The following is a 20,569-nucleotide window of genomic DNA, read 5'->3' as shown; positions in this document are numbered from 1 at the left end:
GGCAGGCATGATCCAAAGCGGCCTCACCACCGGCACCGTTCCCGGCTACATGCCCGGCTTCGGCAATGATTTTGAAACGGAGGCACTGCCGGGCGCGCTGCCGCAAGGGCAGAACAGCCCGCAAAAATGCTCTTACGGCCTTTATGCCGAGCAGCTTTCAGGCACCGCATTCACGGCGCCCCGCGGCCAGAACGAGCGCACCTGGTGCTATCGCATTCGTCCGTCGGTGAAGCATGTGACGCGCTTCTCCAAGATCGACGTGCCGTTCTGGAAATCCGCGCCCTGCGTGCTTCCCGATGTGATCAGCCTCGGCCAATACCGCTGGGACCCGGTTCCGCACACGGAAGAATCGCTGACGTGGATTACCGGCATGCGCACGATGACCACCGCTGGCGACGTCAACACGCAGGTGGGCATGGCAAGCCATGTCTACCTTGTGAACACCTCGATGCAGGACGAGTATTTCTACTCGGCCGACAGCGAACTGCTCGTCGTGCCGCAGGAAGGCCGCCTGCGCTTCCTGACCGAACTGGGCGTGATCGATCTTGAGCCGAAGGAGATAGCGATCCTGCCGCGCGGTCTCGTCTACCGCGTCGAAGTGCTGGAAGGACCGGCCCGCGGCTTCGTCTGCGAAAACTACGGTCAGAAATTCGATCTTCCGAGCCGTGGCCCCATCGGCGCCAACTGCATGGCAAACCCGCGCGATTTCAAAACGCCGGTCGCGGCCTTCGAGGATCGCGAGGTCCGCTCACGCGTGGTCATCAAGTGGTGCGGTCAGTTTCACGAGACCTTCATCAACCATTCGCCGCTGGATGTGGTGGCGTGGCACGGCAACTATGCGCCGGTCAAATATGACCTTCGCACCTACTCGCCGGTCGGCGCGATCCTGTTCGACCATCCCGATCCGTCCATCTTCACCGTGCTGACCGCACCTTCGGGCGTGGAAGGCACCGCCAACATCGACTTTGTCCTGTTCCGCGAGCGCTGGATGGTGGCCGAGCATTCCTTCCGCCCGCCGTGGTACCACAAGAACATCATGTCGGAGATAATGGGCAACATCTATGGCATTTACGACGCCAAGCCCCAGGGCTTCGTGCCGGGCGGCATGAGCCTTCACAACATGATGCTGCCCCACGGACCGGACCGCGATGCCTTCGAAGGAGCCTCGAATGGCGAGCTCAAGCCGGAGAAGCTGGACGAGACCATGTCGTTCATGTTCGAGACCCGCTTCCCGCAGCATCTGACCGAGTTTGCGGCCACGCAGGCGCCGCTGCAGGACGACTACGTCGATTGCTGGAGCAGCCTTGAAAAGAAGTTCGACGGTACGCCGTCGGTGAAGTGACCGCGCGAAGCGAATTTTTGGAGAAAGGGTTGGGAGCGAGGCTCTCGGCCCTTTTTCCGCTAATTGAACAGGAAGGACAACATGACAAGCCTATTGAGGAGCTGGGTGGAAAGCGCGAACTCCGCGACAACCGAGTTTCCACTTAACAACCTGCCCTATGGCGTCTTCGCTCTTGGCGACGACGATCCGCGTTGCGGCGTCGCCATTGGCGACCAGATCGTCGATATCCGCGCCCTTGAGGAGATCGGGCTTATCGATCTTTCCGACGAGCCGGTTTTCGACGTGCCGTTCTGGAACGTGCTGATGGAGATGGGTCCGGAGGCATGGGACGCGTTTCGTGATCGCCTGACGGAATTGTTGGTCGAAGGGTCTTCCGAGCGCGAGGAAGTCGAGCCTCATCTCTATCCGGCATCGGACGCGGAATTGTTCATGCCGTTTCTCGTCTCCGGCTATACGGATTTCTACGCCAGCAGGCACCACGCGACGAATGTGGGCACGATGTTCCGCGGGGCGGAAAACGCGCTGCCGCCGAACTGGCTGCACATTCCCATCGGCTACAATGGCCGCGCGTCCTCGGTCGTGGTTTCCGGCACCGAGGTGCGCCGTCCCAACGGCCAGTTGAAGGGCCCGAACGACGCAGCACCGCGCTTTGCGCCCTGCGAACGTTTCGATTTCGAGCTGGAAATGGGCGCGATCGTCGGAATGGCCTCCGAAGGCATGGTCTCGGTCGCGGAAGCCGACGAAATGATTTTCGGCTATGTGCTGCTCAACGATTGGTCAGCCCGCGACGTCCAGGCTTGGGAATACCAGCCGCTCGGACCGTTCCAGGCAAAGGCGACGGCCACGACGATCAGCCCGTGGATCGTGAGCCGCGCCGCGCTCGAACCGTTCCGCACCTCCACGCCCGCCCGCGAGAAGGAACTGCTGCCCTACCTGGCCGAGCCGGGCCCGATGCTCTACGACATCAAGCTCGAGGTCGAAATCGCCCCCGAGGGCAAGCCCGGCACGGTTGTGGCGCGGACGAACTATGCCGAAATGTACTACTCGGCACCGCAGCAGCTTTGCCACCACACCACTTCCGGCTGCCCGATGGATGTTGGCGACCTGCTCGGCTCGGGCACCATTTCGGGCCCGACGAAGGATTCGCGCGGCTCCATGCTGGAAATCAGCTGGGGCGGCAAGGAGCCGGTGACGCTGGAAAGCGGCGAGACGCGCAGCTTCCTTCACGACGGCGATACCGTGAAGTTCACGGGCTATGCCGAAGGCCAGGGCTACCGCATCGGCTTTGGCCCCTGCGAAGGCAAGATCTTGCCGGCGATACCCTACAAGGCTTGATGCGCTGAACGAAAAAAGGCCCCTGGAAACAGGGGCCTTTCTTTTATTTGCTGAACCAGGCTCAGCCCTTCGGGAAGGTTTTTTCCATCGAAGGGCGCTTGGACACTTCGGCGAACCAGGCAGCCAGCTTCGGATGCGCCGTGCGCCAGTCCTTGTCGGCGAAACGGAAATCAAGATAGCCGAGCGTACAGGCAACCGCGATGGAGCCGGCGTGGAAATCGGCCGAGATCCCGTCGATCCAACGGTTCTCGAGATCATCAAGACCGGAATCGATCTTTTCCATCTGCCCGTTGTACCAGTCGTCCCACTGCAGTTCCTGGGGCCGCATCACCCGCTCATAGCGGCAGAGCAGGCAGGCATCGAGAATGGAATCCGCCAGCGCCTCCAGCATCAGAACCGTGAAGCGGCGCTCATCCGTCGGGTAGACCGACGTGCCTTCGGCGATGCTGTCGACGTAAGCGCAGATGACGCGGCTGTCGAAAAGCGGCTGGTCGTTGTCCAGGATCGCGCTCGGAACCTTGCCCGACGGGTTGTGGCGGACGATGTTCTGGTCGCGCTTCACGGGACCGGCGGCCGAAGCCAGGATTTCGATCTGGTCCTCAACCCCACGTTCGATCGCAGTCACCATGACCTTGCGGACATAGGGTGAGGCGCCTGAATGAAAAAGCCTGATTGTCACGACTGTACTTTCCTTCGAGTTTTGTCCCGGCGCTTGGGTTCAGGCGCGTTGCTGGAAGGCACGCGCATGAAGTCCTGGGGACGTTGCTTAAGATGGTTGGTCAGGTGGTCGGCGGCGTAGGCGATATGCTCGTACATGATGCCCGCGGCGCGCATTCCATCGCGCTCGGCCAAGACCGTCGCGATTCGGCGATGGTCATCATGGGATCTCATGATGACATCGTAATCCTGCCACATGATCACCCGGTCGGATGCAAGCGGCACGTTATGAAGCTGCTCGATGAAGATCTGGATCCATTCATTGCCCGAGGCCTTCAGGATCGTGGTGTGGAAGTCGACGTTCATCTGGCGGTATTGCGGCAGCGCCTCCGCTCGCAACACGCCACCGGCGATCAGCGAATCCCCAAGCGCGACCAGTTCCTTCAGGAACTCCAGATCGGCTTGCGATATCCGCGGCGCAGCCAGCTTGCAGGCCAGTGCCTCCAGCTCGGCGCGCACGCGGAATGCCGCAAGCATTTCGTCGAAGGAAAACTCCCGAACCCGATAACCGCGGTTGGCCTCATAGATGACGAGACCGGACTGGGTCAGGGCCGTCAATGCCGTGCGCAAGGGCGTTCGGGAGACGCCAAGCGTCTCGGCCAAACGGTCCTGATGGAGTTTTTCCCCAGGAAGTAATTCGCCGCGAAGAATCACCTCACGAAGACGAACGAGAACCTGTTCGGAGCTTGTGTGGGCGTTGTTTTCTTCAATCATGAGCGGTCGCAGGTTCCCGTCCGGTTGTCGCAGCGGCATGCACTCGGCTCCAAACTGAATACAAAATTTATCCAATCCTGGCTAGATTTAAAAAATTCGCCACAATCGGCATTTACGAACCGGCGATAATGTGTTCATTGTCTCTGCAATGAATTGAGGAGTTCACACCATGCAGGGTGTTTGTCTTGTCACCGGCGCAGCCGGCGGCATTGGGCGTGCTATTGTCCAGCGCCTGGCTGAAGACGGCTATCGCGTCCTGGCAGCCGACCTGAAGCTCGAAGCAGCCGAGTCGGCGCTGGTGGATATCAAGGGCGAAGGCCATCGCGCGATCGCGCTCGATGTGGCCGACGAAGCCGCGGTTGCTGCGGCGTTTGCGGAAGCAGAAGCAATGGGGGCTCCGATCGATGCCGTTGTCGCCGCCGCAGGCATCCTGCTGTTTGCCCCGAACGGCGACCGCCCGGCCCTTACCGACATCACGCTCAAGGACTGGGACCTGACCCAGCGCGTGAACAGCACGGGAACCTTCCTTCTGCTGCGCGAATATCTGCGTGGAGCCAACAAGCGGCAGATCGCCGACGGCCGGTTCGTCGGTTTTGCGTCGGTTGCAGCGCAGCTCGGCGGTTATCGCTCCAGCTCCGCCTACATCGCATCCAAAAGCGCGGTGCTTGGCCTGATCAAGGCCGGCGCGCGGGAATCCGCCCATCTCGGCGTCACTGTAAACGCCGTGGCCCCGGGCCTCATTGATGCCCCGATGCTGCACCAATCGCTGGATCCCAAGAACTATTCCACCGTGACCGGCAACATTCCGCTGCAACGCATCGGTACACCGGACGATGTCGCGGGTGCGGTCGCCTTCCTGATGGGCAAGGACGCCAGCTACATCACCGGCGCCGTCATCGACGTCAACGGCGGCTACCGGATGCAGTAGCGCCCGAGTGTCGGCCGGGCCGACACTGTCAGGAGGGCTGGGGAGGCCTTATGATAAAAACGCTGAAGTTTCTCACAAACGCACTCGCCGTGCTGGCCGCGATTGCGGTCGCCCTGATGATGTTCCACGTAGTGGCGGACGTGTTTTGCAAATACGCCTTCCACTATCCGGTTCCCAGCACTGCAGAGGTCGTGGCGAACTACTACATGATCGCCTGCGTGTTCCTGATCCTGGCCTATGTCGAGGCCAAGGGTTCGGCGATCTCGGTGGACCTCATCTATGACAATGTGGGCCCCGCCGCGCAGCGCGTGATGCGCAAGATCGGCCAGGTCGGCACCTTGATCTTCTACGTGGGCCTTGGCTGGTTCTCGTGGGACGTGGCGATGCGCGCGTACAGGATCAACGAAAGCGTTGACGGCCTGTGGCGGGTAACGGTCTGGCCGGCGAAGTACATGCTGCCGCTTGGCCTTGCGATTGCCTGCCTCGTGCTCCTCATCAAGATTTTCGCGGGCGACCGTGTTCGCCTTGTCGAACACACGTCACACAATCCCAGTCACTGAGGCCAGCGATGGAACGCATTGAATTAGGGTTTATGGGTATCGCGCTGGTTCTGATGCTGATCGGCGTGCGCGTGCCTATCGGGGCTGCAATGGGCGGCACCGCCTTCGTGGGCATCTGGGCGATGATGGGCTGGAAGCCCGCCGTTGGCATTGCCAAGGCCGTCCCCTTCCACCTGATCGGCGACTGGAATCTGTCGGCTATCCCGATGTTCCTTCTGATGGGCTTCATCGCCGTGGAAGCGGGTCTGACCCGCGGCCTGTTTGGTGCTGCCCGCATCCTTCTGGCCTGGCTGCCGGGTGGCCTTGCCTCGTCGACGGTTGCAGCAAGCGCGCTTTTTGCGTCCGCCTCGGGTTCCTCGGTGGCAACGGCTGCGGCCTTCTCGCGCATCGCCGTTCCGGAGATGCTGGATTCCAATTACAACAAGGGCCTGGCGACTGGTTCGGTTGCAGCGGCCGGTACCCTCGGTGCCTTGATCCCGCCCAGCGTTCTGATGATCGTCTTCGGAATGCTGCTCGACACCTCGATCTCGACGCTGTTCATTGCAGGCATCATCCCGGGCATTCTGACCGCGATCATGTTTCTGGGCCTGATTACTGTGCGCTGCATGCTCAACCCCTCGCTTGCGCCAAAAGTGCATGTGAAGGTCACGCCGGAAGAAAAACGGGCGCTGATTTCGGACGCATGGCCGTTGCCGGTGCTGATATTGGGCGTGCTGGGCGGTATATTCACCGGCCTGTTCACCGCCACCGAAGCCGGTGCAGTGGGCGCCTTCCTCGCCTTGGTCCTGGCCCTAGTGCGCGGCCGCCTGAACCTTGGGATCATGAAGCGTGCGCTGGTCGACACTGCCAGCGGCACCTCGGAAGTTTTCGTGGTGATGCTGGGTGCGGCGCTGTTTGCACGCTTCGTGGCGCTTTCGACTCTGCCCGATTTCATCGTCGGCTATTTTGACGGCTATTCCACCTTCGCCGTGTTGATGCTGATCTGCCTTCTGTTCCTGGTCCTTGGCGCCTTCCTTGAATCGATCTCGATCATGCTGCTGTGCCTGCCGGTGCTTGCGCCGCTTCTGGTCGCCCACGAGGTGAACCTGATCTGGTTCGGCGTGCTGACGATCAAGCTGCTGGAGATCGGCCTTGTGACGCCGCCGATGGGAATGAATGTGTTCGTCATCAAATCCGCGATGGGCAACCGCGTGACGTTGGGCGAGATCTTCAAGGGCGTAGGCTGGTTCATCGCCATCGACATGGTGACGCTGGCGCTGCTGATCGCCTTCCCCGCGCTCAGCCTGTGGCTGCCGGAATTCATGGCCAACTAGCCCAATCACAAAGAAACAACCGGGTGCGGAAGGTGCGCGCCCGGCCGCAATCAAACTTTTCTGAGGAGTGAGACTATGAAAAAACTTCTGACCACGACTGTTGCCTCGCTGGCGATGATGTCGGGCCTGGCCTATGCCGAAAACTATCAGGCGACCAACTGGATGGCCCCCACCCACATCCTGAACGAAGTGGCCTTCGTGCCGTTCGTCGCCGATGTCAAAGCCGCCACCAACGGCGAAATCGACTTCGAGGTCTATTCCTCCGGGTCGCTGGTTCCTGCCCCGACCACCTTGGGCGCAATCGGTGACGGCGTCGCCCAGATGGGCATCGTTGCCGCTTCCTACACGCCTTCGGACCTGCCGCTGTCGGGCCTGATCAACGATCTCGCCTTCGTCGCCAAGGACGATTATGCCACCGCCTTCGCACTGACCGAAATCGGCCTGACCAATCCGAAAATGGTGAAGGAATACGCAAACCACGGGACCGTATTCCTCGGCGGCTATTCGACGCCTGCCTATGTGTTCCTGTGCATGAAGCCGCTGGGCGACCTGAACTCCATCAAGGGCCTGAAGGTACGCACCGCGGGCACGGCACAGAATGAATGGGCCGCCTCGCTCGGCGCCGTTCCGGTCGCTGTACCCATGACCGACGTCTACTCGGGTCTCGAGCGCGGATCGCTCGACTGCACGCTCTCCGACCCGACCAACCTCGACAAGGGCTACAAGTTCTGGGAAGTCGTGAAGTCGATCACCACGCTTGAGCAGGGCACCTCGCTTGGCGCCACCTACGTGTACAACAAGGATTTCTGGAACGAGATCGGTCCGGACAACCGCCGCAAGATCCTTGACGCCACCGCCCTCGGCCTTGCCCGCTCGCAGGTGGCCTACGCCCAGGGCGTGGCTGCAGCCCTGAACGGTTCGGCCGAGCGCAAGATCACGATCGACGAACCCCACCCGGAACTGGTGGAGGCCCTGGCCAAGTTCAGGAGCAATCTGGTCGAGAACGCTCCCGCCCGCACCATGAAGGAGCGCGGTGTGGAGGACCCGACCGATATCGTTACCGAGTTCCTCGCTCTGCAGGCAAAGTGGACCCAGCTTCTCGAAGGTGTAGACCGCAACGACGCGGCCGCCGTCGCCAAGATCGTTCACGAAAACATCTTCGCCAAGCTGGACGAGAACACCTACGGCCTGAACTGATCCCTCTGACCGGCGCAGGTTTCCCTGCGCCGGTCATTCGAGGCGCACCGGACCGCAGAGCGCGGAAAGTCCGCGCCTGCCCCACCCCCCTTCCAAGTTTCTCTCTGCCTGGCCATCCAGGATGGCCTCTCGAAGGTTACGCTCATGCCGCTGCAAAAAACGAAAACCGCAATCGTCACCGGTGCCGGTTCCGGGATCGGCCGTGCCATCGCCCACCGCCTGGCCGCGGACGGCTTTGCCATCGTGGTGGCTGATCGCGCGCAGGCGCCTGCAGAGGAGACCGTCCGTCAGCTTCAAGAAAAGGGCTACGAGGCCCGCGCGGCCGTGCTCGACATCACCGATCCGGTGGCGACACAGGCCCTGATCGACAGCGTCGAAACGTTGCAGGTCCTGGTCAACAATGCCGGCATCTTCACCGTCATCGAATTCGACAAGCTGACGGCAGACGATTTTCGCAAGATGTACGAGATCAATCTCGTCGCAATGTTCACCCTCTCCCAGCAGGCATCGCGCAAGATGCCCGAAGGCGGACGGATCGTGAACCTGTGCTCGCGCGCGGCCTTCGGCGCACGTCACTACGCCCACTACGTCGCCTCGAAAGCCGCAGTCGCGGGCTTCACCAAGGCGCTGGCGCTGGAACTGGGCATGAAGCAGATCACCGTGAACGCGGTCGCCCCCGGCATCATCCAGACCGACATGCTGCTCGAGCGCAAGGACGGCCTCGATGAAATGCGCGCCGCACAGCCCACGGGCAAGCTCGGCATCCCCGAAGACATCGCCCATGCCATTTCGTTCTTCGCCGACGAGCGTGCGAGCTTTGTCACCGGTCAGGTCTTGATCGTCGACGGCGGCCGTTCGGTCGGCGGCACGGCAGCGTTCTGAGGAGGAGGAGATGGATCTTCCTATCGCAAGCCTTCAGGGCAAGGCCGCCGTCATCACCGGCGCCGGACAGGGTATTGGCGAGACGATAGCCTATGCCTTCCTGTCCGCGGGTGCCACCGTCGTGGCCGTCGATCGCGAAGCGGCCGGCATCGAAGCTCTTGCCGCGAAAGCGGACCGCGTCATCCCTGTTCAGGGTGATGTCACCGATGCGGGCCTGCCGGATCTGTTGGGCGCCGCCCTCGAAGGGGCTGGGCTTTCGCTCGACATCCTGATCAACAACGCCGGCGTTGCGCGCGGCGCCCATGCCATCGGCACCTCCGACGAAGATCTGCAGCGCTATTTCGACATCAACATCCTGGGTGTCTTCCGCCTGTCGCGCTGGGGCGTGGCGCGCATGATCAAGTCGGGCGGCGGCGCCATCGTGAACACGGCCTCGGTCTTTGGCATGATCGGCGCCTTCAACAGCGCAGGCTATTCGATGTCGAAGGCGGCCGTCATCGGCATGACACGCCAGATGGCCACCGATTTCGGCCCCTCAGGCATCCGCGTCAACGCCGTGGCGCCCGGCCTGATCGAAACGCCGCTCACCGCCGAGCGCATCAAGACGGAAACCTGGCGCCGCCAGATCATGATCGAGCAGTGCCCGCTGCCGCGCGTCGGCAAGCCGGAAGACGTGGCACGCGCGGTGCGCTTCCTCGCCTCCGACGAATCCTCCTTCATCACGGGCCAGGTCCTGGCCGTCGACGGCGGCTGGACGATTGGCCGCTTCCCCAGACCGGAGCCGCTACATGTCGACTGATGCGCTTCCCGCAAGCTGCGACCTGCTGGTCGTTGGCTCTGGAGCGGCGGGCCTCGCGGCTGCGATCAGCGCGGCCCACGCCGGTCTGAGACCGGTCGTCATCGAGAAGGCCGAATATTTTGGCGGCTCGACCGCGGTGTCGGGCGGCGCGATCTGGGTACCGGACAACCCGATCATGCGCGCGGCCGGCATGGAAGACGATCCCAAGGCCGCCCGCCGCTATATCGAACTCGAAACCGGCAACCGCTTCAACGCCGAACTGGTTGACGCCTTTCTTGAGAACGGTCCCAAGGCCATCGGCTTTTTCAACGAGAAGACCGCGTTGAAGATGACCCATCGCCCCTACGCGCCTGATTACCATCCTGACGAGGAAGGCGCCGCGCTCGGGGGGCGTGTGTTGGATGCGCTGGAATATGACGGCAAGGCGCTGGGGAAGGACCTCACCCGCTTGCGCCCGCCGATAAGGGAATTCACTATTCTCGGCGGCATGCAACTGGGCCGGATGGACCTTTATCATTTTGTGCGAATGACGCGGCAGTGGCCCTCGTTCGTGCATGCTACCAAGCAGGTTCTGCGCTACTTCAAGGATAAGGTCATGGTCGGCCGCAATACGCGGCTAAGCCTCGGCGCGGCCGTCGCCGCCCGTCTGGCCGAGACGGTGTTCGCGTTGAAGATCCCGCTTCTGACCGAACACGAGCTCATCTCGCTGGAGCGGGACGCATCAGGTCGTGTGACGGCCGCTGTCGTGGGCACGAAGCAGGGTGAGAGGACGGTCACGGTCACCAACGGGGTGGTTCTCGCCGGTGGTGGCTTTCCGCATGACACCAAGCGCCGGGCCGAAACGTTCGATCATGTCCGCCGTGGTCTTCCCCACTACAGCATGTCGCCCTCAGCAAGCACTGGTGGCGCGATATCCGCGGCCGAGGCGATCGGGGCTGCTTTCGTGGACACCAACTCGGACGCCGCCTCCTGGGCGCCGATCTCATTGATCCCGCAGCCCGATGGTTCTCACAGGCCCTTCCCGCACCTGTTCATGGATCGGGCAAAGCCAGGCATCATCGCGGTTGGCCACGATGGCCGTCGCTTCACCAACGAGGCCGCAAGCTATCACGACTTCGTGCAGGGCCTTATCGCGAAGCTGCTGGACGAGGGCCGGAAATCGGCATTCCTGATCTGCGATCACTCGGCCTTGCGCCGTTACGGGCTGGGGGCCGTCCCGTGCTTCCCGGGGCGGATCGGTCCGTATCTGAAATCGGGCTATCTCAAGCGCGGCTCGAGCGCGGCGGATCTGGGCGCAATCTGCGGAATCGACGTGGGAACGCTGGCGGCGACGATCAATCGCTTCAACCAGTTCGCGGCACAAGGCACCGACCCGGACTTTGGCAAGGGCTCGACTGCCTATCAGACGGCGCTGGGCGACCCGGACCACAAGCCGAACCAGTGCCTGAAGCCGCTCGAGGGTACGCTCTACGCCATCGAGATCTACCCCGGCGACATCGGCACCACGATGGGGCTCTCGGTGACCGGATCGGGTCAGGTCCGTCATCGCGACGGAAACGTGATCGATGGGCTCTTTGCCTGCGGCAACGACATGAACTCGATCATGGCGGGCGCATATCCTGGCGCCGGCATCACGCTCGGGCCTGCGCTGACGTTCGGCTATGTCGTGGGCAAGACCGCGGCCGCGAAGGCCGCTGCCGCCTGACCACCGCCCGCCAGCCCGCACCTTCAGTTTTCGCGTCCATCAATCCCAGACGTTCCATCCCGCGAACAACGGGATGGGGCGGCTCTAAAGGAGATATCGTTTGAACAAGGTATTCAATTCCGCCGCCGAAGCGCTGGACGGCGTGTTGTTTGACGGAATGTCGCTGGCCGTCGGCGGCTTCGGCCTCTGCGGCATTCCGGAACTGCTGATCGAGCAACTCAAGCAGTCCGGCACCAGGAACCTCACCATCGCCTCGAACAATTGCGGCGTGGACGACTTTGGCCTTGGCATCCTCCTGCACACACGCCAGATCAGGAAGATGATTTCTTCCTATGTCGGCGAGAATGCGGAATTCATGCGCCAGTATCTGTCAGGCGAGCTGGAACTGGAGTTCAACCCGCAGGGCACCCTGGCTGAGCGGATGCGGGCCGGCGGCGCGGGCATCCCCGGCTTCTACACCAAGACGGGTGTCGGCACGATGATCGCCGAAGGAAAGGAGCACAAGGACTTCAACGGCGAAACCTACATCCTCGAGACCGGCCTGGTCATGGACCTGGCGATCGTGAAGGCGTGGAAAGCCGATACGTCCGGCAATCTCGTTTTCCGCAAGACCGCCCGCAACTTCAACGTTCCGGCGGCCACCTGCGGCAAGATCTGTGTCGCCGAAGTGGAGGAAATCGTTCCCGTGGGATCGATCGACCCGGACCACATCCACCTGCCCGGCATCTATGTGCACCGCCTGATCACCGGCGAGCACGAAAAACGCATCGAACAACGCACCACTCGCGCAGCCTAAGAGGTAAGACCATGGCATGGGACCGTAATCAGCTGGCGGCACGCGCTGCGAAGGAGCTCGAGGATGGAATGTATGTCAATCTTGGCATCGGCATCCCTACCCTCGTCGCCAACTACATTCCCGAAGGGATGACCGTCACGCTGCAATCCGAAAACGGGATGCTTGGCATCGGCCCCTTCCCTACCGAAGACAATGTCGACCCGGATCTCATCAACGCCGGAAAGCAGACGGTGACCGAGCTGCCGCATTCCGCCTATTTCGACAGCGCGCAGTCATTCGCCATGATCCGGGGCGGAAAGATCGCCATGGCGATCCTTGGCGCCATGGAGGTTTCCGAAAAGGGAGACCTGGCCAACTGGATGATCCCTGGAAAGCTCGTCAAGGGCATGGGCGGCGCGATGGATCTCGTTGCCGGGGTGAAGCGGGTTGTCGTGGTGATGGAGCACACCAACAAGGCCGGCGAATCCAAGGTCCTGAAGGAATGCACCCTGCCGTTGACAGGCAAGGGAGTGGTGAGCCGGATCATCACCAATCTCGGCGTCCTCGATGTCGTCGAGGGCGGCTTGAAGATCGTCGAGCTTGCGGATGGAGTTTCCGAACAGGAACTGAGAGCCGCTACCGCGGCCACCATCTGCAACTGAAGGCGGCAACTGCGCCAAGGCGCGGTGGACTTCGATCCGCCGCGCCGGTTTCACCTCGGCTACACGGCCTGATTGCGCGCAACGGCGCCTACTCCATCACCGTTGCAATGTAGGCGATGATGGAATCGATCTGATCCTGCGTCGCCTTGAAGACGGGCATGCCCGGATGCCCCGTGTCGATGGTGCCGATAAACGTCTCTTCCAAAGCATCAATCGGGAACCGCTGTGACAGCGTGCGAAACGGGGGCGCCTTGGGATGCGGGCTGTCGCCGGTGAGTTCCACCGCATGGCACCCCGAGCAATATTTGAGAACCAGCGCCTTTCCTCTGGCGACGGTGTCGGAACTGCCGTTCTGGGCCTGAACGGCACCGGAACACGCCATGGCGCCAATCAAGGCTCCGGAAAAAAGAAGAGCACGCATTTCATCCCCTCTGATCGATCTGGCTCGATTGCATTGCCCGCCAAAGACATCGAGTCAATGCCGCAGGGCAAGGCTCGGCGCTCCCGGCCTCAACTCGGCAACGAGATCGTGGCACGGCCGCTGGTCAGATCGGCGATCATCCGCATGATGGCGGAAACGTCGGCTTCCGGCAGTGCCAGGTCGAGCTCCGCACCGGTTGCGGTGAACCTCTCTGCGTTGGTTCGAACACCCGGCAGCGAGGAAAGTTTTGCCTGAACTATCGCGAGGTCGGCAAAGCCGCAGATGACCGTTGCCTCGATCGTGGCCACGATAGGCATTTTCTCGGCGGACCGGAGGCACGAGGAAGCCGTGCCGCCATAGGCCCGGACAAGACCGCCGGTGCCCAGCAAGACGCCTCCAAACCAGCGCGTGACCACTACGGCGACATGGTCGAGCGATTGGCCGTCCAGCGCCTGCAGGATCGGCTTGCCCGCCGTTCCGCTCGGCTCGCCGTCATCACTGAAACGATAGTTTTGCCCGATGCGCCAAGCCCAGCAATTGTGGTTCGCATTCGCCTCCGAGTGCGAGGCGATGAATTCCTTCGCCGCGGCCTCGCTTGATACAGGTCCCGCGACCGCCAGGAACCGGCTCTTCTTGATCTCCTGGCTGAATGTGTGGACATCCGCGAGAGTGAACATTTGCCGGGGTCTCCGGAGGTTAGGCCCCCAGCGGACATGCGCTTGTTGTCGGGCTCAGCTTCACGAAGCACTCCTTAACGGCTGCTGCCTTGCGGCGAAAGGGGCGCCAATCAACCTATGTCGCTTCGTATTCCAGCAGCATGTCCATATTCAACCAAGTGGTTGACTTTCGAAGGCGCACTTTTATATTCAATCACATGGTTGAATTACGCGCACCTCAGCTGGATTCCGTCTTTCACGCCCTTGGCGACGCCACGCGCCGGCGGATGCTTCGCGATCTCGCTGGTGGCGAGAGAACGGTGACCCAGCTTGCGGCACCCTTCGAAATCTCGCTTGCCGCCGCCTCGAAGCACATCAAGGTCCTGGAAAACGCAGGCCTGATCCGCCGCGAGATCCGCGGCCGTACCCATCTGTGCCGGCTCGACCCCGGACCTCTCGCCAGCGCCCATCAATGGTTGGGCGTTTACGAGCGCTTCTGGACAGAACGTCTGGATGTGCTGGAACAGCTCCTCCGCAAGGAGGCCCCACCCGTATCCACCGCCCCTGACAAAGGAGACGATCAATGACGGAACTTGCATCCCTGGACGCCTACGGCGTGCTGACCGAGCCTGCCACGTTGAAGATCCAGCGGCTTCTGCCTGGGCCCATCGAGCGCGTCTGGGCATTTCTGACCGACAGCGACCTGCGCCGCCAGTGGCTGGCGGCCGGGCAGATGGAGATGAAAGTCGGCGCGCCCTTTGAACTCGTCTGGCGAAATGACGAGCTGACCGACCCGCCCGGCCATCGGCCGGCCGGCTTCGCACAAGAGCAGCGGATGCAGAGCCGGATCACCGAGCTCGACCCGCCCCGCAAGCTCGCCTTCGCCTGGGAAGGCAGTGGCGACGTTTCCTTCGAGCTGACTCCGGAGGGCAATGAAGTCCTGCTTACGGTCATCCATCGCCGCCTGCCGGACCGTACAACGACGCTGATGGTCGGCGCCGGCTGGCACATGCACCTCGACATTCTGGCCGCCCGCGCGGCAGGCAAGAAACCGGAACCGTTCTGGGACGGCTGGAGCCGTCTCAAGAAGGAGTACGACCGGCGCATACCGGCCTGACAAGCGCTTAGACATTGGCCGCCCACTCTGGTGGGCGGGCGGCCCAAAACCTCAATTCCGAAGCCACGCGCGATCGAACGTCTCCACCAGACGCTGAAAATCGTCCTTGGGGATCTTGTCCGTGCCGCCTGCGGTCGGACTGAGGAAGGCGCTCAGGTAAGCGTTCGACGCGTCCGGGTCGTCGAGGTTCACACGGAAGTTCCTGAGGTCCTCGGTGACGGTCGCTGCCGGCTCCAAATAGGCGCCTTCGATGCTCGACTGGTTCTCAGGCTCCTTGATGCGCACCAACACCATGCGAGTGACCGCCGGCTGCGATTCCGGCCCGAAAATCGGGGTTCCCGTCATGTAGCCGCCCAGCACACTTCCTGGCGGCGAGAATGGAAACAGACAGAAAAAGAAATGAGCATCGTCGGCTGCGCCGCCGACATGGATGAACACGCTTCGCCTGGTGACGATGACCTGTCCTTTCAGCTGCAGCAGAACAGTGGGTAGATGTTCGGTATATGTCGCCGTCAGCCGCGGAGGTCCGCTTTCCTGCTCGATCAGCAGGGTGCTGCGCATCATCCGCCCCGAGGTGTAGGGCGACCAGCTGTGCGAGTAGCAGACATACAGGCCGGCAATCGTTGCGCCCTTGTCGTCCTGCCCGATCAGCGGCGCCTTGCCGAATGCCGCGGCGCGGCGCTCCAGTAGCGCGCGGTCCCGACCGTGGCGGATACAGATTTGCTCGATGAAATCCTCGAGATCGCAGTCGGCGATCCAATCCGACGGCTGCTCCAGCTCGAGCAGTTTCATCCAATCATCGTATACGCTGAACTGGCGCGGCTTTGCGCGCCCCTGCAGCCACTTGTCGGCCCGATCGACATCGAAGGCGGAGGCTGGATTGATCCGGCGAAAGGCGGCAGCCAGATCCTTTCGCGTTACCGCGCCGAGCAAGGCGGCGGTGAGACGCAGCTTTTGGCTTATGTTGTTGGCCACCCGACCTCCATGAAAATAGCGCTGGGGAAGTCTCTTGCGTCGACCGCTCCAGCATACAAAACGGCTATCTGCAGAACTTCCTGGATGTTCCAGACATTTCCACCCCCTTCCGTCTCAAACTGTTCTTAAAACGCTCCAGTTCACTGACCTGTCTTGGACTGCGGCTGAAGACAGCGGCCATCATCCGGGTAGGTCAACAAAGAGGCACACCAGGTACTGAGCAGCTACGAAAGACGACACGCATCGTCTCCCGCCGGCCCAGAACTGAATTAATCGGCAAAGAACAAGGGGAAGAGTACATGCAACGTGTAGCGAAGCAAGCGCGAACATTCGGGGCTGTCGAAGGCGGAGACACCACTTCAGCAGCGCACTCCTACCTGCACAAGGTGTTCTCCAAGACAACGTCGTTGTTTATGGCAGCAAGGATCAGGCAAGCTGACATCGAAGCGGACGGGCTGGAAGCCTTGGACATGCTTGGCGGCTGGCAAGGTTCACGCGGGCGGCGCCGGAACAAATAGGCGAACTGTCGACCACAGACGTAATCCCGATCACGAACGGCCCGTGCCGCGGGCGCAATACGCACCGGCGGCCAGCGGAACGCGACTTAGAGAACGGAGACGAAAAACGCCGCGGCAGCCACACCTACGTGGAAGCCCATATGGGCGCCGATCGCACTTTCCAGGTTCCGGCTTGCAAACAGTAACGCAAAGACAAGCCCGACGCCGGCATTGAGCCCCAGGATCCTGAGAACGAGAGGCAGGGTCAGGTCGCCGGATAGCGCGGCTGCCGGCAAATGGCCGGCGGCAAACAGAACGGCGGAGGCAATGGCGCCAATGACCAGAGCCCAACGCGGCGGGAGCGGGCTCGTGCGGGCTGCCAGACGCCAAATCGCCCACACGGCCAGGCTCATGACGCCCCATCGCATCATGATTTCCTCCACGACGCCCCCGTAAAGCACACCGCTGATCAGTGCAGCCGGCGACCAGGCCGACCCCAGAGCCGGGATATTCGACGAGCCCTGCCAAAGCGGCGCCGTCATCTGGTCCAGCAATGTGCCGAACACGCCCAGCACCCCACCGATGGCGAGCGTTGCGAGCAGGTCGCGACCGGAGGCCCTGCCGCCGACGCCCGCCAATCGATCCGCCACCAGGGAGCGCAAGCCGCAACGTGGCGCAGCCCAGCTGCCGATGAATGCCATTGCAACCAGAAGAATCGCGGGATTGATCAGCAAGGCCCAGCGGGGAACGCCAGCCATTTCCGGTAGCGCCAGCAGCAGGGACAAGACGCCCGGCACCCCCAATCCGATCAGGACGCAGCTTGTCCTTACGATCGGATAGCGCAAAGGTCTCGTGCCAAGATCGTCTTGCGGGGTCATCCGGCTCGCTCAATCATTCCCAGGTCCAAACCGCCTACCAAAGCTCGCCGAATTCCGCAATTTCCGCGTCGCTTGCGGACATGGTGTGCCGTTGATAGGCCAACGGCCATGAATAACGCTGCCCATCGCATAGTCGACCTTTATCGGCGTCACGCCAAAGTGTGGGCCGCCGCGCGCGGTGCGAGGCTGGGCAGTGAGCGCGCATGGATCGAGCGATTCGCGAACCTGCTGCGGCCGGGCCCGACGGTGCTCGACATTGGCTGCGGATCGGGCCAGCCCATAGCCCGCTATCTCGTCGACAGAGGGTATCGGATCAATGGCGTGGACAGCTCGCCGGAAATGATTGCCTTGTTCCGGAACAATCTGCCCGACGAGACGGCGGAAGTGGCGGATATGCGCTCGCTGAAGCCAGACTGCGAATTCGGCGGTCTGATTGCCTGGGACAGCTTCTTTCACCTCCCGCCCCGGCATCAGCGAACGATGTTTCCAATCTTCCGTGACCATGCCGAGCGAGGTGCCTTACTGTTGTTCACCAGTGGCCCCGCCTTCGGAGAGGCAATCGGCGCGTTCGAAGGGGAGCCGCTTTATCACGCAAGCCTCGATCCCGACGAGTATCGCCTCCTACTCGACCGCAATGGTTTCGATGTCGTGGCCTACATCCCGGAAGATCCGGATTGCGGCGGACATACGGTCTGGCTTGCACGTCAACGGTAGGCCGGCCCTCCACCCGTTGCGGAGCCTGGCGATCGTGACCATTGCCGCACTTCGGAGGCCGGCGGATCTCCATTTCCCCGTTGATGCCAGCGGAAGCATCGGCTATGAAGCGCGGGATCGGTCGGCCAGCGACTGATTTTCGTCGAGGCGATTCTTTGCTTCGGCCAGGCACCCGTAGCTCAGCTGGATAGAGCGCTGCCCTCCGAAGGCAGAGGTCACAGGTTCGAATCCTGTCGGGTGCGCCAACAAAATCAACGATGTACCGCCTTGTTGACGCCCCCGGTTGTCGTCCACCCACGCCTAGATGATCTGCAGGCAAGCGCAGGATCTCGATTTTCTCCTGGCTCGGGTCGGTCGGGTGATGTCGGAGCTGCGTTCCAGCTTGGCGACTACGGTGCCGTCACGGTGATGCGGCCTTTCATGTTGGGGTGAAAGCGGCAGTAATAGTCAACCGACTTCGCCGCCTCCACGACCAGGCTTGCCGACTTCTTGGGCGGGATCATCACGTCCCAGCCGCCGTCCACCGTGGCGGTGTGGGCCAGTATGTCCTTGTTGACCCATTCGATCGTGTCGCCGACCTTCGCATCGATCTGCGCCGGCGAAAACTCCAGGTTCTCGATCGTGACCTGGAAGGTTTCCGCCCGGAGCGGAGCGGCGCCGAGGCCCAGCGCCATGGCGGCGCTGGCAGCCCAGACAAGCTGATTGCGCAACATGGCCTGCCTCACTTGAGCTCGGCGGCAACGTGCTCGGCGTGCTGCTCGTGGCCCTGGAATATCTTCAGCCCGGTCTCGAGCAGGCTCTTCAGCTGGGCGTTGCTCGCCGAAGGAATGAGCACCGTTTTGAGCGCGCCATTCACCTGCTTGTGGAAAGCCACCTCGTTTTGCACATAGGCCTTGTCGAAGGCTGCTCCGTCGAGCTTGGCGAGCTTGTCGCGTTCGGCGGCGGCGGCCTTGCTCAGCGCCTCGCTGGTGGCATTGTCTTGCGGCGTGACGTTGAGCTTCTTGAGCAGGTCGAGCGCCTGCGTGTTCACGGCTTCATGGTCGCGCACCATGTCCTGTGCAAAAGCCAGCACTTCCTTGTTCTTGGATTTGGCCAGCGCCTGCTTGGCCGCGTCGATGTCTATCACCCCGGCCGTGTAGGCGATGTGGGCGATCTGGGGGTCGCTGGGTTTGTCGGCAGCCAGGGCCAGGGGTGCTGCCCCGAGCAGGCAGAGCGTGGTCAATATCGCGATCGGACGAATATGCATGAAAACCTCCTTCACCCGGCACGATGGCGCCGGCGTTGTCTCGAAGTGACGATGCTTGGATGCGGCGTAGCGCAAAAGGTTCCCGGAAATTCAACCCTCGAAACCGAGCCGCTTCATCACCGCCGTGGCCAGGCGTTCGCAGCGCCGGCCGGCAAAGGGAAAGGCGTCCAGCAGCACGGGGCCGATCTGCGCATCCAGTTCCTTGCGCACCAGCGCGCGGGCGCGATGCAGCCGCGTCTTGACGGTTTCGGGACGTATGTTCAGCAAATCCGCCGTCTCATCGACGCTCAGGCCCTCGATCACCCTGGCCATGAAGACGGCCCGGTAGAGGTCAGGGAGGTTGTCGGTAGCACGTTCGACAAGCTGCAGGATCTGCCGTTGCGCCATCGTCCGCTCCGGATCAACGAGGCCTCCGCCAAGAGGGAACTGAATGATTTCGGCTTCGGCCGCGCGATCGCCGGAGCCAGGGACTTCCGCGGCGCGCTGTTTCTTGCGAAGGCGTCCGAGCGCCTCGTTGATGACGATGCGGGAAAGCCAGGTCGCCAGCGTGGACTCGCCGCGAAAGCTCCCCAGGTTGGCAAAGGCGCGGACATAGGCTTCCTGAACGATATCCTCGGCTTCGCTATTGTTGGGAAACACGCCTCGGGCGATGCGATAGAGCCGCTGGTTGTATTTCCGCATGATGGTGCGGAATGCGTGCCCGTCGCGGGCAAGCGCCCGGCGCGTCAAATCCAAATCATCGGCGGCCACGATCCTGACCGCGTCTCCAGGAACCTGCGGCATGAGCTTTCTCCTGACCCGTCAATAGATGCCGGCCGGCCAAAAAGGTTCCCGGAACTCGGACCCGGGAACGTCAGCGAGCTAAAAAGCTGAGCGGGGTTTACCCAGGCCACGGCGGAAGCGGTTGCGTCGGCGTCCCCCCGCGTTTTCGCGGGCGAAATCCGCTGTGACACAATTTTGCAACAGTTCGAGCAAGAATCTGCCTCATTGCAGTCGGTCAGTAGCGGCATCCGAAAATAAGGTATAGATTCGCCGTGTACTTGGCAGAGGCATCGTCATGCCCCTAGAATCTGCCAGGTCGACATGCGGTATTTATGTGTAAGCGCATATCGCCTTTCTTGGCTACATAGAAGTAA

The 20,569-nt window shown here is 62.0% G+C and carries 24 protein-coding genes and 1 tRNA gene; 16 read left to right on the top strand and 9 right to left on the bottom strand.

Translation table 11 applies throughout. The features are described 5' to 3' along the window. The first annotated feature begins 7 nt into the window (after window positions 1-7). Window positions 8-1,342 carry a homogentisate 1,2-dioxygenase gene (hmgA, locus tag AC3A4H_RS17230; protein ID WP_487767873.1) on the top strand — a complete coding sequence of 445 codons (1,335 nt, stop codon included), beginning with the start codon at window positions 8-10 and terminating at the stop codon, window positions 1,340-1,342. Between the two features lie 81 nt (window positions 1,343-1,423). After that, entirely contained in the window at window positions 1,424-2,677 is a 1,254-nt protein-coding gene (gene fahA, locus AC3A4H_RS17225; RefSeq protein WP_487767791.1) for a fumarylacetoacetase, read from the top strand. A 61-nt stretch (window positions 2,678-2,738) separates the two neighbouring features. Here fahA and AC3A4H_RS17220 read toward each other — a convergent pair whose 3' ends face one another. Both AC3A4H_RS17220 and AC3A4H_RS17215 read right to left on the bottom strand, forming a co-directional pair. Further along, window positions 2,739-3,356 carry a glutathione S-transferase family protein gene (locus tag AC3A4H_RS17220; RefSeq protein ID WP_487767790.1) on the bottom strand — a complete coding sequence of 206 codons (618 nt, stop codon included), beginning with the start codon at window positions 3,354-3,356 and terminating at the stop codon, window positions 2,739-2,741. After that, complete coding sequence (locus AC3A4H_RS17215) at window positions 3,353-4,108, bottom strand: GntR family transcriptional regulator (RefSeq protein WP_348780913.1); 756 nt, start codon at window positions 4,106-4,108, stop codon at window positions 3,353-3,355. Before AC3A4H_RS17215 ends, AC3A4H_RS17220 begins: the two co-directional genes overlap by 4 nt. Window positions 4,109-4,277: 169 nt before the next feature. Here AC3A4H_RS17215 and AC3A4H_RS17210 point away from each other — a divergent pair, with 169 nt between their 5' ends. The 9 genes from AC3A4H_RS17210 to AC3A4H_RS17170 all read left to right on the top strand — a co-directional run bounded on the left by AC3A4H_RS17210 (window position 4,278) and on the right by AC3A4H_RS17170 (window position 12,929). Further along, complete coding sequence (locus AC3A4H_RS17210; RefSeq protein ID WP_487767789.1) at window positions 4,278-5,036, top strand: SDR family NAD(P)-dependent oxidoreductase; 759 nt, start codon at window positions 4,278-4,280, stop codon at window positions 5,034-5,036. A gap of 50 nt (window positions 5,037-5,086) precedes the next feature. Continuing rightward, window positions 5,087-5,596 (top strand): TRAP transporter small permease subunit, encoded by a 510-nt coding sequence (locus AC3A4H_RS17205; RefSeq protein WP_487767788.1) that lies wholly within the window; start codon window positions 5,087-5,089, stop codon window positions 5,594-5,596. An 8-nt stretch (window positions 5,597-5,604) separates the two neighbouring features. Beyond that, window positions 5,605-6,909, top strand: a complete 1,305-nt coding sequence (locus tag AC3A4H_RS17200) for a TRAP transporter large permease (RefSeq protein WP_487767787.1) — start codon at window positions 5,605-5,607, stop codon at window positions 6,907-6,909. A 75-nt stretch (window positions 6,910-6,984) separates the two neighbouring features. Then, window positions 6,985-8,106 carry a C4-dicarboxylate TRAP transporter substrate-binding protein gene (locus tag AC3A4H_RS17195; protein ID WP_487767786.1) on the top strand — a complete coding sequence of 374 codons (1,122 nt, stop codon included), beginning with the start codon at window positions 6,985-6,987 and terminating at the stop codon, window positions 8,104-8,106. A gap of 144 nt (window positions 8,107-8,250) precedes the next feature. Beyond that, window positions 8,251-8,988 (top strand): SDR family NAD(P)-dependent oxidoreductase, encoded by a 738-nt coding sequence (locus AC3A4H_RS17190; protein ID WP_487767785.1) that lies wholly within the window; start codon window positions 8,251-8,253, stop codon window positions 8,986-8,988. A gap of 10 nt (window positions 8,989-8,998) precedes the next feature. Next, window positions 8,999-9,787, top strand: a complete 789-nt coding sequence (locus AC3A4H_RS17185) for an SDR family NAD(P)-dependent oxidoreductase (protein WP_487767784.1) — start codon at window positions 8,999-9,001, stop codon at window positions 9,785-9,787. Next, window positions 9,777-11,492: an FAD-dependent oxidoreductase gene (locus tag AC3A4H_RS17180; protein ID WP_487767783.1), complete on the top strand. Its 1,716-nt coding sequence runs from the start codon at window positions 9,777-9,779 to the stop codon at window positions 11,490-11,492. The genes AC3A4H_RS17185 and AC3A4H_RS17180 overlap by 11 nt, the downstream gene beginning before the upstream one ends. 100 nt (window positions 11,493-11,592) lie before the next feature. Further along, a complete protein-coding gene (locus AC3A4H_RS17175; RefSeq protein WP_487767782.1) occupies window positions 11,593-12,288 on the top strand; it encodes a CoA transferase subunit A in 696 nt (231 codons plus the stop codon). 11 nt (window positions 12,289-12,299) lie between these two features. After that, complete coding sequence (locus AC3A4H_RS17170) at window positions 12,300-12,929, top strand: 3-oxoacid CoA-transferase subunit B (RefSeq protein WP_487767781.1); 630 nt, start codon at window positions 12,300-12,302, stop codon at window positions 12,927-12,929. Between the two features lie 88 nt (window positions 12,930-13,017). Here AC3A4H_RS17170 and AC3A4H_RS17165 read toward each other — a convergent pair whose 3' ends face one another. Next, entirely contained in the window at window positions 13,018-13,350 is a 333-nt protein-coding gene (locus AC3A4H_RS17165; RefSeq protein WP_487767780.1) for a c-type cytochrome, read from the bottom strand. 89 nt (window positions 13,351-13,439) lie between these two features. Beyond that, window positions 13,440-14,027 (bottom strand): IMPACT family protein, encoded by a 588-nt coding sequence (locus AC3A4H_RS17160; protein ID WP_487767779.1) that lies wholly within the window; start codon window positions 14,025-14,027, stop codon window positions 13,440-13,442. Window positions 14,028-14,224: 197 nt separating this feature from the next. Here AC3A4H_RS17160 and AC3A4H_RS17155 point away from each other — a divergent pair, with 197 nt between their 5' ends. Next, complete coding sequence (locus AC3A4H_RS17155; RefSeq protein WP_487767872.1) at window positions 14,225-14,593, top strand: ArsR/SmtB family transcription factor; 369 nt, start codon at window positions 14,225-14,227, stop codon at window positions 14,591-14,593. After that, on the top strand, window positions 14,590-15,123 hold the full coding sequence (locus AC3A4H_RS17150) for an SRPBCC family protein (protein ID WP_487767778.1): 534 nt from the start codon (window positions 14,590-14,592) through the stop codon (window positions 15,121-15,123). Before AC3A4H_RS17155 ends, AC3A4H_RS17150 begins: the two co-directional genes overlap by 4 nt. 51 nt (window positions 15,124-15,174) lie before the next feature. Here AC3A4H_RS17150 and AC3A4H_RS17145 read toward each other — a convergent pair whose 3' ends face one another. Then, window positions 15,175-16,098, bottom strand: coding sequence for a hypothetical protein (locus AC3A4H_RS17145; protein WP_487767777.1), 924 nt, complete (start codon window positions 16,096-16,098; stop codon window positions 15,175-15,177). A gap of 299 nt (window positions 16,099-16,397) precedes the next feature. Between AC3A4H_RS17145 and AC3A4H_RS17140 the strand changes: the two genes are divergently transcribed. Next, window positions 16,398-16,616: a hypothetical protein gene (locus AC3A4H_RS17140; RefSeq protein ID WP_487767776.1), complete on the top strand. Its 219-nt coding sequence runs from the start codon at window positions 16,398-16,400 to the stop codon at window positions 16,614-16,616. An 86-nt stretch (window positions 16,617-16,702) separates the two neighbouring features. Here AC3A4H_RS17140 and AC3A4H_RS17135 read toward each other — a convergent pair whose 3' ends face one another. Next, the gene (locus tag AC3A4H_RS17135; RefSeq protein WP_487767775.1) at window positions 16,703-17,380 is read right to left on the bottom strand and encodes a CPBP family glutamic-type intramembrane protease; all 678 of its coding nucleotides are present in this window, start codon (window positions 17,378-17,380) and stop codon (window positions 16,703-16,705) included. Window positions 17,381-17,581: 201 nt separating this feature from the next. Between AC3A4H_RS17135 and AC3A4H_RS17130 the strand changes: the two genes are divergently transcribed. Next, window positions 17,582-18,187 carry a class I SAM-dependent DNA methyltransferase gene (locus AC3A4H_RS17130; protein WP_487767774.1) on the top strand — a complete coding sequence of 202 codons (606 nt, stop codon included), beginning with the start codon at window positions 17,582-17,584 and terminating at the stop codon, window positions 18,185-18,187. A gap of 168 nt (window positions 18,188-18,355) precedes the next feature. Beyond that, a tRNA-Arg gene (locus AC3A4H_RS17125) sits at window positions 18,356-18,432 on the top strand. 144 nt (window positions 18,433-18,576) lie between these two features. Here AC3A4H_RS17125 and AC3A4H_RS17120 read toward each other — a convergent pair. The 3 genes from AC3A4H_RS17120 to AC3A4H_RS17110 form a co-directional block, all read right to left on the bottom strand. After that, a complete protein-coding gene (locus tag AC3A4H_RS17120) occupies window positions 18,577-18,900 on the bottom strand; it encodes a cupredoxin domain-containing protein (protein WP_487767773.1) in 324 nt (107 codons plus the stop codon). Between the two features lie 8 nt (window positions 18,901-18,908). Beyond that, the gene (locus AC3A4H_RS17115; RefSeq protein ID WP_487767772.1) at window positions 18,909-19,433 is read right to left on the bottom strand and encodes a DUF4142 domain-containing protein; all 525 of its coding nucleotides are present in this window, start codon (window positions 19,431-19,433) and stop codon (window positions 18,909-18,911) included. A gap of 90 nt (window positions 19,434-19,523) precedes the next feature. Further along, window positions 19,524-20,216, bottom strand: coding sequence for an RNA polymerase sigma factor (locus AC3A4H_RS17110; protein ID WP_487767771.1), 693 nt, complete (start codon window positions 20,214-20,216; stop codon window positions 19,524-19,526). Between the last annotated feature and the right edge of the window lie 353 nt (window positions 20,217-20,569).

Source organism: Pseudaminobacter sp. Soil_N_29 (genome assembly GCF_057656055.1).
The sequence above is the reverse complement of the archived record's forward strand: the minus strand, read 5'-3'. Positions and strand labels throughout refer to the sequence as shown.

Bases quoted from the DNA above. Each gene is read 5' to 3' on its own strand.
- AC3A4H_RS17140 (WP_487767776.1), top strand. From the start codon at position 16,398: ATGCAACGTGTAGCGAAGCAAGCGCGAACATTCGGGGCTGTCGAAGGC.
- AC3A4H_RS17185 (WP_487767784.1), top strand. From the start codon at position 8,999: ATGGATCTTCCTATCGCAAGCCTTCAGGGCAAGGCCGCCGTCATCACC.
- AC3A4H_RS17120 (WP_487767773.1), bottom strand. From the start codon at position 18,900: ATGTTGCGCAATCAGCTTGTCTGGGCTGCCAGCGCCGCCATGGCGCTG.
- AC3A4H_RS17110 (WP_487767771.1), bottom strand. From the start codon at position 20,216: ATGCCGCAGGTTCCTGGAGACGCGGTCAGGATCGTGGCCGCCGATGAT.
- AC3A4H_RS17155 (WP_487767872.1), top strand. From the start codon at position 14,225: ATGGTTGAATTACGCGCACCTCAGCTGGATTCCGTCTTTCACGCCCTT.
- AC3A4H_RS17190 (WP_487767785.1), top strand. From the start codon at position 8,251: ATGCCGCTGCAAAAAACGAAAACCGCAATCGTCACCGGTGCCGGTTCC.
- AC3A4H_RS17115 (WP_487767772.1), bottom strand. From the start codon at position 19,433: ATGCATATTCGTCCGATCGCGATATTGACCACGCTCTGCCTGCTCGGG.
- AC3A4H_RS17215 (WP_348780913.1), bottom strand. From the start codon at position 4,108: ATGATTGAAGAAAACAACGCCCACACAAGCTCCGAACAGGTTCTCGTT.
- AC3A4H_RS17205 (WP_487767788.1), top strand. From the start codon at position 5,087: ATGATAAAAACGCTGAAGTTTCTCACAAACGCACTCGCCGTGCTGGCC.
- AC3A4H_RS17180 (WP_487767783.1), top strand. From the start codon at position 9,777: ATGTCGACTGATGCGCTTCCCGCAAGCTGCGACCTGCTGGTCGTTGGC.
- AC3A4H_RS17200 (WP_487767787.1), top strand. From the start codon at position 5,605: ATGGAACGCATTGAATTAGGGTTTATGGGTATCGCGCTGGTTCTGATG.
- AC3A4H_RS17195 (WP_487767786.1), top strand. From the start codon at position 6,985: ATGAAAAAACTTCTGACCACGACTGTTGCCTCGCTGGCGATGATGTCG.
- AC3A4H_RS17150 (WP_487767778.1), top strand. From the start codon at position 14,590: ATGACGGAACTTGCATCCCTGGACGCCTACGGCGTGCTGACCGAGCCT.
- AC3A4H_RS17170 (WP_487767781.1), top strand. From the start codon at position 12,300: ATGGCATGGGACCGTAATCAGCTGGCGGCACGCGCTGCGAAGGAGCTC.
- AC3A4H_RS17130 (WP_487767774.1), top strand. From the start codon at position 17,582: ATGAATAACGCTGCCCATCGCATAGTCGACCTTTATCGGCGTCACGCC.
- AC3A4H_RS17210 (WP_487767789.1), top strand. From the start codon at position 4,278: ATGCAGGGTGTTTGTCTTGTCACCGGCGCAGCCGGCGGCATTGGGCGT.
- AC3A4H_RS17160 (WP_487767779.1), bottom strand. From the start codon at position 14,027: ATGTTCACTCTCGCGGATGTCCACACATTCAGCCAGGAGATCAAGAAG.
- hmgA (WP_487767873.1), top strand. From the start codon at position 8: ATGATCCAAAGCGGCCTCACCACCGGCACCGTTCCCGGCTACATGCCC.
- AC3A4H_RS17165 (WP_487767780.1), bottom strand. From the start codon at position 13,350: ATGCGTGCTCTTCTTTTTTCCGGAGCCTTGATTGGCGCCATGGCGTGT.
- fahA (WP_487767791.1), top strand. From the start codon at position 1,424: ATGACAAGCCTATTGAGGAGCTGGGTGGAAAGCGCGAACTCCGCGACA.